14 protein-coding genes are annotated in these 13,287 nt (G+C 68.5%); 6 read left to right on the forward strand and 8 right to left on the reverse strand.

Annotation, left to right across the window (positions count from 1 at the left end; genetic code table 11):
* Positions 1-126 precede the first annotated feature (126 nt).
* Genes ACFQ9K_RS36765 through ACFQ9K_RS36780 form a run of 4 tightly spaced genes read right to left on the reverse strand, consistent with a single transcriptional unit; the run spans position 127 to position 3,599 of the window.
* Positions 127-1,188, reverse strand: a complete 1,062-nt coding sequence (locus tag ACFQ9K_RS36765; protein ID WP_378722469.1) for an NAD(P)H-dependent flavin oxidoreductase — start codon at positions 1,186-1,188, stop codon at positions 127-129.
* Positions 1,185-1,940, reverse strand: a complete 756-nt coding sequence (locus tag ACFQ9K_RS36770; protein WP_378722468.1) for a CoA-transferase subunit beta — start codon at positions 1,938-1,940, stop codon at positions 1,185-1,187. The genes ACFQ9K_RS36765 and ACFQ9K_RS36770 overlap by 4 nt, the downstream gene beginning before the upstream one ends.
* Positions 1,937-2,821 (reverse strand): cholesterol ring-cleaving hydrolase subunit IpdA, encoded by an 885-nt coding sequence (gene ipdA, locus ACFQ9K_RS36775; protein ID WP_378722466.1) that lies wholly within the window; start codon positions 2,819-2,821, stop codon positions 1,937-1,939. The genes ACFQ9K_RS36770 and ipdA overlap by 4 nt, the downstream gene beginning before the upstream one ends.
* A 13-nt stretch (positions 2,822-2,834) precedes the next feature.
* Positions 2,835-3,599 carry an enoyl-CoA hydratase family protein gene (locus ACFQ9K_RS36780; RefSeq protein ID WP_378722465.1) on the reverse strand — a complete coding sequence of 255 codons (765 nt, stop codon included), beginning with the start codon at positions 3,597-3,599 and terminating at the stop codon, positions 2,835-2,837.
* Between the two features lie 99 nt (positions 3,600-3,698).
* On the opposite strand from ACFQ9K_RS36780, the gene ACFQ9K_RS36785 reads away from it, so the two are divergent.
* The 5 genes from ACFQ9K_RS36785 to ACFQ9K_RS36805 all read left to right on the forward strand — a co-directional run bounded on the left by ACFQ9K_RS36785 (position 3,699) and on the right by ACFQ9K_RS36805 (position 8,258).
* Positions 3,699-4,487 carry an SDR family oxidoreductase gene (locus tag ACFQ9K_RS36785; RefSeq protein ID WP_378722464.1) on the forward strand — a complete coding sequence of 263 codons (789 nt, stop codon included), beginning with the start codon at positions 3,699-3,701 and terminating at the stop codon, positions 4,485-4,487.
* 32 nt (positions 4,488-4,519) lie between these two features.
* Positions 4,520-5,431 (forward strand): SDR family oxidoreductase, encoded by a 912-nt coding sequence (locus ACFQ9K_RS36790; protein WP_378722463.1) that lies wholly within the window; start codon positions 4,520-4,522, stop codon positions 5,429-5,431.
* Between the two features lie 248 nt (positions 5,432-5,679).
* Entirely contained in the window at positions 5,680-6,648 is a 969-nt protein-coding gene (locus tag ACFQ9K_RS36795) for a hypothetical protein (protein WP_378722462.1), read from the forward strand.
* Positions 6,649-6,735: 87 nt separating this feature from the next.
* Positions 6,736-7,251 carry an ImmA/IrrE family metallo-endopeptidase gene (locus tag ACFQ9K_RS36800; protein WP_150403792.1) on the forward strand — a complete coding sequence of 172 codons (516 nt, stop codon included), beginning with the start codon at positions 6,736-6,738 and terminating at the stop codon, positions 7,249-7,251.
* Positions 7,248-8,258, forward strand: coding sequence for a hypothetical protein (locus ACFQ9K_RS36805; protein ID WP_378984204.1), 1,011 nt, complete (start codon positions 7,248-7,250; stop codon positions 8,256-8,258). The genes ACFQ9K_RS36800 and ACFQ9K_RS36805 overlap by 4 nt, the downstream gene beginning before the upstream one ends.
* A gap of 312 nt (positions 8,259-8,570) precedes the next feature.
* On the opposite strand, the gene ACFQ9K_RS36810 is transcribed toward ACFQ9K_RS36805, so the two are convergent.
* On the reverse strand, positions 8,571-8,987 hold the full coding sequence (locus ACFQ9K_RS36810) for a helix-turn-helix domain-containing protein (RefSeq protein ID WP_011207048.1): 417 nt from the start codon (positions 8,985-8,987) through the stop codon (positions 8,571-8,573).
* 362 nt (positions 8,988-9,349) lie between these two features.
* Positions 9,350-10,513 (reverse strand): steroid 3-ketoacyl-CoA thiolase, encoded by a 1,164-nt coding sequence (locus tag ACFQ9K_RS36815; protein WP_378714203.1) that lies wholly within the window; start codon positions 10,511-10,513, stop codon positions 9,350-9,352.
* A gap of 97 nt (positions 10,514-10,610) precedes the next feature.
* Between ACFQ9K_RS36815 and ACFQ9K_RS36820 the strand changes: the two genes are divergently transcribed.
* Positions 10,611-11,912 (forward strand): cytochrome P450, encoded by a 1,302-nt coding sequence (locus ACFQ9K_RS36820; protein ID WP_378714212.1) that lies wholly within the window; start codon positions 10,611-10,613, stop codon positions 11,910-11,912.
* Between the two features lie 70 nt (positions 11,913-11,982).
* Here ACFQ9K_RS36820 and ACFQ9K_RS36825 read toward each other — a convergent pair whose 3' ends face one another.
* Positions 11,983-12,399, reverse strand: a complete 417-nt coding sequence (locus ACFQ9K_RS36825; RefSeq protein ID WP_378714201.1) for a nuclear transport factor 2 family protein — start codon at positions 12,397-12,399, stop codon at positions 11,983-11,985.
* Positions 12,396-13,286: a TIGR03619 family F420-dependent LLM class oxidoreductase gene (locus tag ACFQ9K_RS36830; protein WP_378714211.1), complete on the reverse strand. Its 891-nt coding sequence runs from the start codon at positions 13,284-13,286 to the stop codon at positions 12,396-12,398. Before ACFQ9K_RS36830 ends, ACFQ9K_RS36825 begins: the two co-directional genes overlap by 4 nt.
* Between the last annotated feature and the right edge of the window lies 1 nt (position 13,287).

Below are 13,287 nucleotides of genomic sequence, written 5' to 3' on the forward strand. Positions count from 1 at the left end.
GTTGCGGGGGCATCGGCTGGTTCATGAGCGGGATGCTACGGGCACGGCGACGGGCGCGGCGACCGCAATTCGCTGAGTGAACTGCCCCGCCCCCGAACCGGGCGCGAGGCAGCTCGCCGGACGGACTCAGAGCTGCTTGTGCAGCGCCTCGATCCGGTTGATCGCGTCGGCGACGATGCGATCGATCAGCTCCTGGCACGTGGGCAGGTCCTCGATGATGCCGGTGACCTGCCCGGCGGCCAGCACACCGGCCTGGGTGTTGCCCTCGACCAGGCCTGCGCGCAACAACATCGGCGTATTGGCCGCCATGACGACCTGAGACCAGGTGAGGTCCTTGGTCTTTCGCATGGTCAGTCCGTCGCGCACCAGGGTGGACCACTTCATGCCGGTCATGTGCTTGAACTTGGCGGCATTGGCCACCGCGGCGGCCAGACCCCTGGCGCGGCCCGAATGTTCCAGCCGCTGCACGAGTTCGGTGTTCAGCACCCGGTGCGGCATGCCGTCGACCTTGGTGGAGACCACGGTGTCCTGGAGCTGCCTGCGCAGGTACTCCTGCTTGACCCCCTCCGGCACGGTGCTCTCCTGGGTGAGCAGGAAGCGGGTGCCCATCGCGACACCCGCCGCACCGTAGGTCAGTGCGGCGGCCAGGCCGCGACCGTCGAAGAAGCCGCCCGCGGCGACCACCGGGATGTCCACCGCGTCCAGCACCGAGGGCAGCAGCAGTGTGGTGGCGACCGGGCCGGTGTGCCCGCCGCCCTCGCCGCCCTGCACGATCACCGCGTCGGCGCCCCAGGAGGCGACCTTCACCGCGTGCTTGGCCGCGCCGATCGACGGAATCACGACCACGCCCGCGTCTTTCAGCTTGGCGATGAGGTCCTGCTTGGGGGCGAGCGCGAACGACGCGACCGCCACCTTTTCCCGGATCAGCAGGTCGATGCGTTCGAGCGCGTCCGAGGCGTCGGCGCGGATGTTCACCCCGAACGGTTTCCCGGTGTGCGCCTTGGTCTTCGCGATCGCCGCCTCGAGCTCCGGGTAGGTCATGGTGGCCGAGGCCAGGATGCCGAGTCCGCCCGCCTCGGCGGTCGCCGCGACCAGGCTCGGCCCGGCCACCCAGCCCATGCCGGTCTGCACGACCGGATGTTCGATGCCGACCAGCTCGGTCAGCGCGGTGCGCAGCCTGCCGGTCACGACGGCACCTCGGTGTCGCGAATCTGCTTGGGATCCAGTACCTCCCGGATCAGCCGGAGCTCCTCGGCCGAGGGCAGCCTGCTCTCCGGTGCGTCGGCCAGGCCGTGGATCTCGAACGAGGTGTTCTCGGCGACCTCGGCGACGGTGACGCCGGGATGCAGGCTGCGCGCCCGCATGGTGTGGTCGGGTCCCTCGAAGTCGAAGACGCCCAGATTGGTCACCACCCGGTGCAGGTGATGGAACCGGAAGGCCGGGTTGGCCGGATCCACCTTGTCGTAGCCGACGCCGGAGACGATGTCGACCCGATCGGTGAAGACCCGGCTGGTGTGCCGCGAAACCCAGTAGCTGGTCGCGTGATTGATCGTGTTGCCCGGCGCGCCGCGCACGCCGAACATCTGCCGGGTCGGTTGCTGCAAGGCGCCGAAGGCGGACAGGTTCTGATTGCCGAAGCGGTCGATCTGGTTGGCGCCCATCACCACGTGCCGCCGGCCGGAGGCCACCACGTCGAACACGCGGCGGAACGGAATCCAGCCCTCGATCGGCGCCTTGCCGCCCAGCGGGGGAGTGTCGGCGAACAACAGCGCCTCGCCGTCGGAGAGCAGCAGGTCCGGTTCGGTGGTCAGCTTGGCCAGGCGCGCGCCGATGATCGACATCGGCGACATCGGGCTGGCCATGATCTCGCCTGCGCCACTGAAGATCTCCGCGCAGGCGACCGCGCACACTTCGGCGCGAGTGATGGTGTCGGTGCTCATCGCTTGGCCTCCTGGGCGAACTCGCGGACGGCGGCCTGGTACTCGTCCTCGGAGACGGCCAGGTACTGGTCGATGAACTGCTGCCACGCCTCGGGCGTCTTCGCCGACTGGACGTAGTGCTTCTGGAACTTCTCGTCCCGGCCGTAGCTGTCCCCGGCCAGGGTGAAGTGCGCACCGCCGGGCGCCTCGACGACGCCGTCCACCATCATCCGGTTGAGCAGCAGCGATTGCAGCGGAACGGTTTTCACCAGCTCGTCGGTCTCGACGACCCGCTCGACCGAGACATACCGGCGCTCGGCGGCCGAGCAGTACAGGTCGTCGAAGTACGGGTCGACGCCGGTGTAGGCGGCGTTGCCGTGCCGGTCGCCGAGGTTCAGATGCACCAGCGCCGCATCGAGATTCAGCGCGGGCATCGCGATCAGCGTCTCGGTCTTTCCGTCGGCAGCGGGGTAGGGCGAAGCGACCGTGCGCAATTCACCGTCCCAGAAGTTCGGCACGTCCGAGCCGAGCCCGGCCCGGATCGGCAGGAACGGCAGTCGCGCCGCGGCGGCCTCCAGCCCGCACTTGAGCATGCCCTCGTCCATCTCACGCGCGACCAGCGCGCCCGAGGTCCTGGCCTTGGCGAACCACGGGTCGTAGAACGGCGCCGAGTCCAGGGACACGAAGCCGTAGTACGCCTTGCGCACCTTGCCCGCCGAACACAGCAGGCCCAGATCCGGCCCGCCGTAACTGACCACGGTCAGATCGGTGAGGTCCGAGCGCAGGATGGCCCGCACCAGCGCCATCGGCTTGCGCCGCGAACCCCAGCCGCCGATCCCGATGGTCATTCCGCTGCGCAGCTCGCCGACTACCTCGTCGAGCGACATTCGCTTGTCTCGCATGACTGCAAATCCCTTACTTCTCGACCTTGCGCGCGGCCAGATCCTCGTCGAACCGGGCGCGGATCTCGTCGGCGACGCCGGCGAGATTGAGTTCGAAGGTGAATCCCTGCTCGTAGCGGTAGCTGCGGTGCACGTCCTGCGGATCGATGCCGTTGAGCGCCCGCTTCGCCGCGCGGATCACCCGGCCGTCCTTGGCCGCGATGTTCTTGGCGACCTCCATTGCCGCGGCGTCGAGTTCGGCGCGCGGCACCACCTGATACACCGACCCGTAATGCTGCAACTGCTGCGCGGTGATGGTGCTCGCGGTGTAGAACAGCGCCCGCATCAGATGCTGCGGCACCAGCCGGGACAGATGGGTGGCCGCGCCGAGCGCGCCGCGATCGACCTCGGGCAGGCCGAAAGTGGCGTCGTCCGAGGCGATCACCACGTCCGCGTTGCCGACCAGGCCGATCCCGCCGCCGAGGCAGAAGCCCTGCACCACCGCGATCACCGGCACCGGGCAGTCGTAGACCGCCGCGAACGCCTCGAAGCAGCCATGATTCGCGTCGATCAGCGCCTGATGACCCGGCTTGCTCTGGATCTCCTTGATGTCGACGCCTGCGTTGAAACCGCGATTCTCCGCGCGCAGCACCACGACTCGGGTTTCCTTGTCCCGGCCCGCCTCTCGGATCGCGTCGGCGATGTCGAACCAGCCGTCCGTCGGTATCGCGTTGACCGGCGGGTAGTCGACCGTGACCACGGTGATGCCGGTTGATTCGGAGTGACGGTTGATCCCCATCGCCCTATCCCTTCATGAAGGCCGTGGCCCGTCGGATCGACCCGGCCCGGCCTGAGCTCAGCATTGGCAAAGCAAGCAGTTGCTTGGTAGGTTAGCACGGTGGCACTCGAAATCGATCTGGCCGACCGCGTCGTTCTGGTGACCGGCGGCGTCCGCGGCGTGGGTGCGGGTGTGAGCAGGGCGTTCCTCGTGGCCGGCGCGACCGTGATCGCCTGCGCCCGGCGCCCCGCCGAGGTCCCGATCGAGGCCGACGGCCGCGCCATCGAGTTCCTGCCCTGTGATATTCGCGACGCGGACGCGGTGCGCGGGCTGATCGAGACCATCGCCGAACGGCACGGTCGCCTCGACCACCTGGTCAACAACGCGGGCGGCGCCCCGTTCGCCCTCGCTGCCACCGCGAGCAAGAATTTCCACGCCAAGATCGTCGAACTGAATCTGCTTGCCCCGCTGCTGGTTTCGCAGGCGGCGAACGCGGTGATGCAGCAGCAGGCGGGCGGCGGCTCGATCGTCAACATCTCCAGCGTGAGCAGCACCCGGCCGTCGCCGGGCACCGCCGCCTACGGCGCCGCCAAGGCCGGGATCGACAGCCTGACCGCCTCGCTCGCGATCGAATGGGCGCCGAAGGTGCGGGTCAACTCGCTCGTCGTCGGCCCGGTCGTCACCGAGCAGAGTCAGCTGCACTACGGCGACCAGGCCGGCATCGACGCGGTGGGGGAGACCATTCCGCTCGGGCGGATGGCCGAGCCGGACGATGTCGGCCGCTGCGCCGTCTTCCTCGCCTCGCCGCTGGCCGGCTACGTCAGCGGCGCCGCCCTCCTGGTGCACGGCGGCGGCGAGCGCCCGGCGTTCCTGGCCGCGTCCACCGCGGCGGTTGGTCAGCGGTCCTGAACCCAACGGACACCCACGAAGAGGACATAGGTATGGACACCGAGCAGATCTGCGCAGGGCGCGTCGTCATCGTCACTGGCGCGGGCCGGGGCATCGGGCGCGCGCACGCGCTCGCCTTCGCCGCGGCCGGGGCGAAGGTGGTGGTGAACGACCTCGGCTCGGCGCTCGACGGCGCCGCGACCGGTGAGACCCCCGCCGAACAGGTCGTCGCGGAGATCGAGGCGCTCGGCGGCAGCGCCGTGGCCAACGGCGACGACGTCGCGGATTGGCAAGGCGGGCAACGACTTATCCGGCAGGCCGTGGACACCTTCGGCGGACTGGACGTGCTGGTCAACAATGCCGGTTTCGTCCGTGACCGGATGCTGGTCAACCTCGGCGAGGACGAGTGGGACGCGGTGATCCGGGTGCACCTCAAGGGCCACTTCGTCACCATGCGGCACGCGATCGAGTACTGGCGCGGCGAGTCCAAGGCGGGCCGTCCGGTCGACGCCAGGATCATCAACACCAGCTCCGGCGCGGGCCTGCAGGGCAGCGTCGGCCAGGGCAACTACGGCGCGGCCAAGGCGGGCATCGCCGGACTGACGCTGACCGCGTCCGCGGAGTTCGGACGCTACGGCGTGACTGTGAATTCCATCGCACCCGCGGCCCGCACCCGGATGACCGAGACCGTGTTTGCCGACACGATGGCGCCGCCGGAGGACGGCTTCGACGCGATGGCTCCGGAGAACATTTCGCCGCTGGTCGTCTGGCTCGGCAGCACGCAATCCGCGGCGGTCACCGGGCGCATGTTCGAGGTAGAAGGCGGGAAAGTGGCCCTCGCCGACGGTTGGCGGCACGGGGTCGCGGTCGACCGCGGCGCCCGGTGGTCACCCGCCGAACTGGGCCCGGTAGTAGCTGACCTGATTGCCAAGGGGATGCCGCCCGAACCGGTCTACGGGGCCTGACCGGGCTTCCGACCTTCTTCCTGCGCACCTAACGATAGGGGTTTACTATGGCCCCCATCCGTTAAAAGTCCCGTGTGAGAGTGGCGACCGGGTGAGATCTGCGCTTTACGAATGAGGGGAAGGCTCGGCGCATGGCCGTTGGTCGCACGTTCCGTGTGGTTGCAGTAGCTGGGACTGTGGCCGGCTTTGCGCTACTCGGGCCGTTAGCCGCGCAGGCGCAGCCCGCCGAGCGGTGCCCTGGGTGCGCTGTGGACCCCGCTCCGCCCCCGTATGACACCGGGGATCCCTGGTACCCGCTGTCGGTGCCCGGGCAGCCGTCCGAGGTCAGTGCGGTGCCGACCAATCCCGCGATCGGTTCCGGCTCGGCCGCCGGGTCCGCCGCCGCCGGTTCGGCCGCGGCAGGCGGATCCGCCGCCGGTGGTTCCGCGGCGGCCGGTGGCTCGGCCGCGGCGGGCGCCGCCGGCTCCGCCGGGCTCGGCGCGGTCCTCGGCACCGGTTCGGCCGGACTCGGCCTGACGCTCGGCTCCGGTTCGGCCGGGCTCGGCCTCGTCCTCGGTTCTGGCTCGGCCGCGCTGGGCATCACCGGTTCGGCCGGGGTCGGCGCGCTGGCCACCGGGTCCGCGGCCGTCGGTTCGGCCGGAATCGGCGTCGGCGCAACAGGTTCCGCCGCTGTCGGCTCCGCGGGCGTCGGCTCGGCGGCGGTGGGCTCGGCCGGTGTGGGCTCGGCGGGCGTCGGCTCGGCCGGCGTCGGCTCGGCCGGAACCGGTTCTGCCGCAGTCGGTTCCGCCGCGGTGGGTTCGGCGGCCGTCGGCTCCGCCGCGCCGCTGCTGCTGCTGTTGATCCCGATCCCCGCGCCGCCCGTTCCGCCCGCGGTCCCGCCGATCGCGATCCCGCCGGTGCCGTCCCCGGTGATCCCCGCCATCCCGGCCCTGCCGGTACTCGTGCCCGCGCCCGCCGCGGCCCCGGCCGCGGTGCCCCCACCGCCGCCACCGCCACCGCCCGCCCCTGTGCAGGCGGCCCCCGCCAAGCCCAACCCCGACGTGCGCCCGACCAGCGCGAACGACGGCCTGCCCAAACCCAAACTGCTGTCCGTGATCGGCGGCCTGCTCGCCCTCGGGTTGGCCGGAGCCGGTTCCGGCGCAGTCAGTTTCCAGGGCGCCTCGGCCGCGCAGACCCGAGTCGACGCCGCCCGTGCCATGTTCTTCCCGAGGCCGTGAGGGGTGTGGCATGAGTGAGCGAAGCGAACGAATCATGACGCAGCGTGCCTCGCGCATGCCGGAACCGAGCGCCAGCGAGGTGCGGGCATGAGTGAGAGCAAGACGCAGAGCAGTTCGCGGTCGTACCGCCGGGTCGCGGCCGCGGTCGATGCCGTGTGCGCGGTGGCCGCGGACTCGGACGCCACCACGCTCGACGAGGTGGTGCTCGCCATCGCCAGCGAGCGGCGGCGCGAAATCGAGATCGCCAGTGCGGAATTGGGACCCGGCGTGTGCGGTCAGCGTCGGCTCTACCCGGATCGCGACGTGATCGTGCTCGCCCAGTCGCTGCCGAGCAGGGAGCACACCCTGGCACATGAGCTGGGGCACATCGTGTTCAACCACGAGGGCGCGCCCGCACCCGAGGTGACCCTCGAGGCCAGCGACGATCTGATCGCCTACATGCTGAGCCAGCGTGCGCATCAGCAGATCGTCGACGACGGTGCGGACGAGCTGGCCGAGTGGGAGGCCGAGACCTTCGCCGCGATGTTGATGACCCGGCTCCGCGTGTTCAACAGTCGAGGCGCAGGCGTCTCGGTCCTTCGATTCGATGAGGCTCTGGGATGACCCTCTGGTTGACGGCTCTGCTGGTCTGGATGGCGGCAGGCGCCCGAGTCGGCCGCGTGCTGGTCAAGCCGGCGACGACGGCGCGGGTGGCCATCGTGGTCGCGGTCGCCGCCGTCGCACTGGCCGCCACCGTCGCGGTCCCCGAGATCGCGGTGGCCATCGACAACCTGCGTCCCAGCGGCCTGCACGCGGGCTGGCTGTCCGACGGTGTCGTGGTCTCGGCCTGGATCGCCTTCGTGACCGCCACCTCGGTGGTCGCCTCGGCCGCCTGGCCGGTCGTCTCCCGGCAGAACCTGCGTCAGGTCGCCCTGGTGATCTACAGCATGGGTCTGGTCGCCGTGGCGGCCGCCATCGCCTGGTCGTTCACCTTCGGCTGGGAGGTGGTCGCGTTCGGCGCGGTGTTCATCGTGATCACCGGTCTGCGCAACCTCGACTGGACCACGCTCGGGCGCGGAATCGCGATCTACACCACAGGGTCCGCGGTCGTCGCGGTGCTCGCGGTGCTGGAGGTCCGGCGCGCGTTCGGCGATGCGGCGCCGGTCCCGCCGGGCGAGCCGAACTGGGCGTGGCCGGTGTGGGAGATCGCCGCCCTGCTCGTCGCGTTCGGCGCGGTGTGGATCGTGGTGGAGCTGTGGGTGCGAGCGCGCCTGCTGCTGCGCCAGATTCGGCTGCTGCACCGGATTCTGGTCGGCCGCTTCCCGGAGGTGGTCGCGCACGACCAGACCGGCACCTCGACTCAGTTGAAGGCATCCGACCAAGTGGCGCAGATCATGGACGCGCTGTACCTGCAGTCCGGCGGCGGTGTGGTGCTCGCCGCGGTCGCGCCGCCGCCGCGGTCGGTCGCCGAGCGCGCGGAGACCGTGGCGCAGTGGGCGAGAAACCCGTTGGGCGATGTGGCGGTCGACGCACGATGGATTGCTCCGCCGGAGGGGATTAGTCCGCGCGGCTGGGTCCAGGCCATCGCGCGGGCGTATGACGCGACATCTCTGGAGCACGTCCGAAATTGAGCTAGCGGTGTTCCGCTCCGCCGGGTATTCGGCGCACTAGTACGTACTACGAGATCTTGTGCTGCGGGGCTGCGGCGACGGCCCCGCGGAGTTCCGCGCGCACGGATGGTTTACCCACGCGCGCAAGAATCTGTTGTCCGAGAATTGTCGAATGTGTGTGCATCTGCGCGTGTTCGGGCGTCGTCAGCGAACCAGACCGGGCATGCCCCTGTTTTTCCGGGCATGCCCCGTTCCACTGTTCGCATTGACGCACACATAACACAGCACAGTGCGACCCGGACGGGTCGCACTGTGCTTGACGTGCAAGCGAACCTATTCGGTGCCATCCGGAGGAATTTCGGGCAAGCCTTCACTTGCCCGCAACTTCTCCGCCATGGACGTGAGTAGGTTCTGAGATTCTTCGGACAGGTCGAACGCTCTACTCGACAGCCGTCGCAGTCCGTAGCCCTGCAGCTGGGACAGCAACTCCAGATCATGATCGATCTTGGCGGCATAGATGTCGTTGAAGAAGTAGTCCGGCTTGACCTTGAAGAACTTCGCCAGGGCGGCCACCGTCTCATCGGACGGGTTCGTCCGTTGTCCCGACCGCAACTGCGACAGGTACGGTTTCGAGATCGGATGTCCGGAGGCAGTCAGCGCAGCCGCAACCTCCGCGTTGGTGTGCGGCTTACGCCCCGGGGGATGCACGGTTTCGAACAGCTTGTTCAGCCGCGCCGCGAAATCAGCCATTGTGAGCCGCCCAATTCCCTTCGCTGTACTAACAGTCGTTATCTCGGATACGTATCATTGATATTAGCGGCTCAGTAACTGAAAACCTACGCCTGATTCCGGATTTCCTTGAAGCTTCTAGGTGCCACTCCGGCGAAGGTACTGGGACCGTCGCGTTTGCGGGTCACCCCAACGGCTCTCGAGAAGCCGAGGTACGGACCGGTTCTGGCCCGTCGCGGAGGTCTTCCCCGACACGGTCCTGATAGCGGAAAGATAGCTGACGTCTCATCTAGTTGCAAGTCGGGGCTGGCATGTGGCGTACGACACGTTTCCGGGCCTGGGGGATGAACGTTCAACAATCCGGTTTCCGGGGGTCGAGGGCCCTAAATCCGTTCGATGATGGTCCCTGTCGCCAATGCGCCACCGGCACACATCAGCACCATGGCGGTGCTGCGGCCGGTTCGCTCCAGCTCGTGCAAAGCCGTTGTGATGAGCCGGGATCCGGTCGAGCCCACCGGATGGCCGAGCGCGATCGCGCCGCCGTTGACGTTCACCCGGTCCATGTCCGGCTGATGCACCGAGGCCCAGGACAGTGCGACCGAGGCGAACGCCTCGTTGATTTCGAACAGATCGATGTCGGAGACGGTCATACCCGATCGCTCCAACAGGCGTGAGCACGCCTGGACCGGACCGTCCAGATGGAACTCCGGCTCCGAACCGACGAGCGCCTGGGTGACGATCCGCGCCCGCGGCCGCAATCCGGCTCGCTGCGCGGCCTTTTCGTCCATCAGCAGCACGGCGGCCGCGCCGTCGGAGATCTGCGACGAACTGCCTGCTGTGTGGATGCCGCCCTCGAGCACCGGCTTCAGCTTGGCCAGTCCCTCGGCGGTCGTCTCGCGCAGGCCTTGGTCGCGGGACACGTCCAGCTTCTCGCCGGTCGGGTTGCCCTCCTTGTCCACGGCCGGCGCGGTCACGGTCAGCACCTCGCGATCGAACCGGCCCTCGGCCCAGGCCTGCCCGGCCAGCCGCTGCGAGCGCGCGCCGAACGCGTCGACGTCGGCGCGAGTGATGCCGCGCCGCTTGGCAATCCGCTCCGCCGCCTCGAACTGATTGGGCAGGTCGATGTTCCAGGAAGCCGGCCTGCGCGGTCCGGCGTGCTCGCCGACGTTGGCGCCCAACGGAACTCGGCTCATCGCCTCGACGCCGCAGGCGACGCCGATGTCGATGGCGCCGGTCGCGATGAGCCCGGCGATGAGATGGTTGGCCTGCTGCGCCGAGCCGCACTGTGCGTCGATGGTGGTCGCGCCGACCTGCCAGGGCAGCCCGGCGTGCAGCCAGGCGACCCGGGTCACGTTGTTGGACTGCTCGCCCGCCTGGGTGACGCAGCCGCCGATGACCTGCTCGACCTGTGCCGGATCCAGGTGGGCGCGCTCGAGCAGGCCGCGCTGGGCCAGGCCGAGCAGCTCGGCCGCGTGCAGGCCGGACAGCCAGCCGCCGCGCTTGCCGATGGGGGTTCGAGCGGCCTCGACGATGACGGGTGTGCCCATGTCCAACCTTTCGTTTGGTACAAAAATTGAAACGAGTTCAGGTAGCTCTCGGGCGGTTCTGTCCGGTTTCTTTCCTGATCCGGCCGCCTATGCTTCAATGATTATAGAACGTGTTTCAGTTTGTCGAAGGAGACATCTGGTGGTAGACCCTCGGAATGTCCGGCCGAATCTGCCGGACGGATTCGACGTCACAGACCCCGACATTTACGCCGAACGGATTCCGGTCGAGGAGTTCGCCGAGCTGCGCCGGACCGCCCCGATCTGGTGGAATCCGCAGCCGGTCGAGGTCAGTGGCTTCCATGACGAGGGCTTCTGGGTGGTGAGCAAGCACGCCGACGTCAAAGAGGTATCGCGGCGCGGCGACGTGTTCTCCACCTTCGAGAACACCGCCATTCCGCGGTTCAACGACGACATCACCCGCGAGCAGATCGAATTGCAGCGGTTCGTCCTGCTCAACAAGGACGCCCCGGAACACACCAAGCTGCGCAAGATTATCTCGCGCGGCTTCACCCCGCGGGCGATCAACGGTCTGCGCGCGGAACTTTCGGCGCGCGCCCACGAGATCGTCAAGGCCGCAGCCGAATCCGGGTCCGGCGACTTCGTCGCCAAGGTCGCGTGCGAGCTGCCGCTGCAGGCGATCGCCGAGCTGATCGGCATCCCGCAGGAGGACCGGATGAAGGTCTTCACTTGGTCGAACGAGATGACCGGCTACGACGACCCGGACATCGACGTCGATCCGGTCGCGTCGTCGGCCGAAATCCTCGGCTACGCCTACCAAATGGCGGCCGATCGGAAGGCCTGTCCGGCCGACGACATCGTCACCAAGCTGGTCGAGGCCGACGTGGACGGCGATCAGCTGACCCCGGAGGAGTTCGGCTTCTTCGTGATCCTGCTCGCGGTGGCGGGCAACGAGACCACGCGCAACGCGATCACCCACGGCATGATGGCCTTCCTGGACAACCCGGATCAATGGGAGCTGTACAAGAAGGAGCGGCCGGCCACCGCGGTCGACGAGATCATCCGATGGGCCTCGCCGATCATCTCGTTCCAGCGGACGGCGCTGGCCGACACCGAACTCGGTGGGGTGCAGATCAAGAAGGGCCAGCGGCTGGTGATGCTGTACCGCTCGGCCAACTTCGACGACGAGGTGTTCGAGAACCCCGAGCAGTTCGACATCCTGCGCAAGGACAATCAGCACGTGTCCTTCGGCGGCACCGGCGCGCACTTCTGTGTCGGCGCGAACCTGGCCCGCCTGGAGATCGACCTGATCTTCAACGCCATCGCCGATCACCTGCCCGACATCACCAAGATCGGTGATCCGAAGCGGCTGCGCTCCGGCTGGCTCAACGGGATCAAGGAGTTCCAGGTCGATTTCAAGACCTGCCCCGTCGCGCACTGAGCAGAACAAAGGCCCTCGTCCCGGCAGTCCCCACTTCCGGCACGAGGGCCTTTCGCCCGTTGGTCTGTGTTCAGCCGATCTTCCTCGCCGTGGCCATCGCGCGATCGACCTCCCAAAACGCCCGCAGCGCAGCGATTTTGCCGGTGTCGTCGACGCGGTAGGTGAACACACCGTCCGCGTCGATCTGATGGCCGCCGAGCGTGCTGCGGATGGTGCCGGTGAACGCGATCTCGTTCCCGCAGGCGAACGAGTCGCCGAACCGGAACTCGATCAGCTCGGTCTGCGCGATCGCCTTGTCCCAGAACGCCGCGATCGCCTCCTTGCCCCGGTGCCCCTTGCCCTCTGGGTCGAAACCCGAAGGGCCGATGGGATCTTCGACGATGCCGTCCTCGGCGAACAGCGCGACCCACGCGTCCTTGTCCCTGGCCCGCACCGCGGCCTGCGAGGCGAGCCCGGCGGTCCGGGCCGGATGGTCGGTGGTCGTCATGCCGGAACCTCCGCGACGATCGGATCTTCGATGTTCGCCGCGGCGAATCGGCGCAGCGAGTCCTGTTTGGCGGCGAGGTCGCCGTCGAAGCCGATGCCATCGAACAGCCAGGGGACCACGATGGCGTCGGTGACGCCCGCATTCGCCAGGTCCTGGTAGCCGGAGCGGCCGAACCGGTCGATGCACACCGCCTGGATCTCGAACGGCGCCTCGCCACGGCCGAATTCGGCGCGCAGCGCGTCCAGCTTGCCGATGGTGCGGCACAGCTCGTCGTAGGTCATCATCGCCGAGGTCCAGCCGTCGCCCACCCGGGCGGCACGGCGCAGCGCCACCTCGGTGTGCCCGCCGATGTAGAACGGCACCGGCTCGGTCGGCGCGGGGCTGACCTGGAGCTCGTCGAAATCGAAGAACTCGCCGTGGAATTCGACCATGCCGCCGCCGAGGACCAGCTTGATGACCTCGATCATCTCGTCGACCCGGGCGCCGCGCCGCGCGTACGGCACCCCGCACCACTCGAATTCCTCCGGGGCCCAGCCGATCCCGACGCCGAAGCCGAAACGGTTGCCGGACAGATTGGCCACCGAGCCGACCTGACGGGCCAGCAGCAGGGGATTGCGCGAACCGAGCTTGAGCACGTTGGTGTAGAACCGGATCCGGCTGGTCACCGCGGCCATGGCGGTCGCGCCGATCAGAGGATCGACCCAGGGGGTCTCCGGCCCCCAGAACCGGCTGCCGTCGGCGGTATACGGGTATTTCGCCGCGGCGGACTTCATGTAGAACAGCGAGTCCGGCAGTGCGATCGACGAGAAACCGCACTCCTCAGCGGTTTTCGCCAGCTCCGGCAGCTGCTCCAGCGGGCTCAGCGCGATACCGAGGGTGAACTGCAGC

Origin of the sequence: Nocardia sp. NPDC056564 (assembly GCF_042793755.1) — a bacterium.
Lineage (GTDB): Bacteria > Actinomycetota > Actinomycetes > Mycobacteriales > Mycobacteriaceae > Nocardia.

Bases quoted from the DNA above. Each gene is read 5' to 3' on its own strand.
- ACFQ9K_RS36770 (WP_378722468.1), bottom strand. From the start codon at position 1,940: ATGAGCACCGACACCATCACTCGCGCCGAAGTGTGCGCGGTCGCCTGC.
- ipdA (WP_378722466.1), bottom strand. From the start codon at position 2,821: ATGCGAGACAAGCGAATGTCGCTCGACGAGGTAGTCGGCGAGCTGCGC.
- ACFQ9K_RS36780 (WP_378722465.1), bottom strand. From the start codon at position 3,599: ATGGGGATCAACCGTCACTCCGAATCAACCGGCATCACCGTGGTCACG.
- ACFQ9K_RS36790 (WP_378722463.1), top strand. From the start codon at position 4,520: ATGGACACCGAGCAGATCTGCGCAGGGCGCGTCGTCATCGTCACTGGC.
- ACFQ9K_RS36800 (WP_150403792.1), top strand. From the start codon at position 6,736: ATGAGTGAGAGCAAGACGCAGAGCAGTTCGCGGTCGTACCGCCGGGTC.
- ACFQ9K_RS36805 (WP_378984204.1), top strand. From the start codon at position 7,248: ATGACCCTCTGGTTGACGGCTCTGCTGGTCTGGATGGCGGCAGGCGCC.
- ACFQ9K_RS36810 (WP_011207048.1), bottom strand. From the start codon at position 8,987: ATGGCTGATTTCGCGGCGCGGCTGAACAAGCTGTTCGAAACCGTGCAT.
- ACFQ9K_RS36815 (WP_378714203.1), bottom strand. From the start codon at position 10,513: ATGGGCACACCCGTCATCGTCGAGGCCGCTCGAACCCCCATCGGCAAG.
- ACFQ9K_RS36820 (WP_378714212.1), top strand. From the start codon at position 10,611: ATGATTATAGAACGTGTTTCAGTTTGTCGAAGGAGACATCTGGTGGTA.
- ACFQ9K_RS36825 (WP_378714201.1), bottom strand. From the start codon at position 12,399: ATGACGACCACCGACCATCCGGCCCGGACCGCCGGGCTCGCCTCGCAG.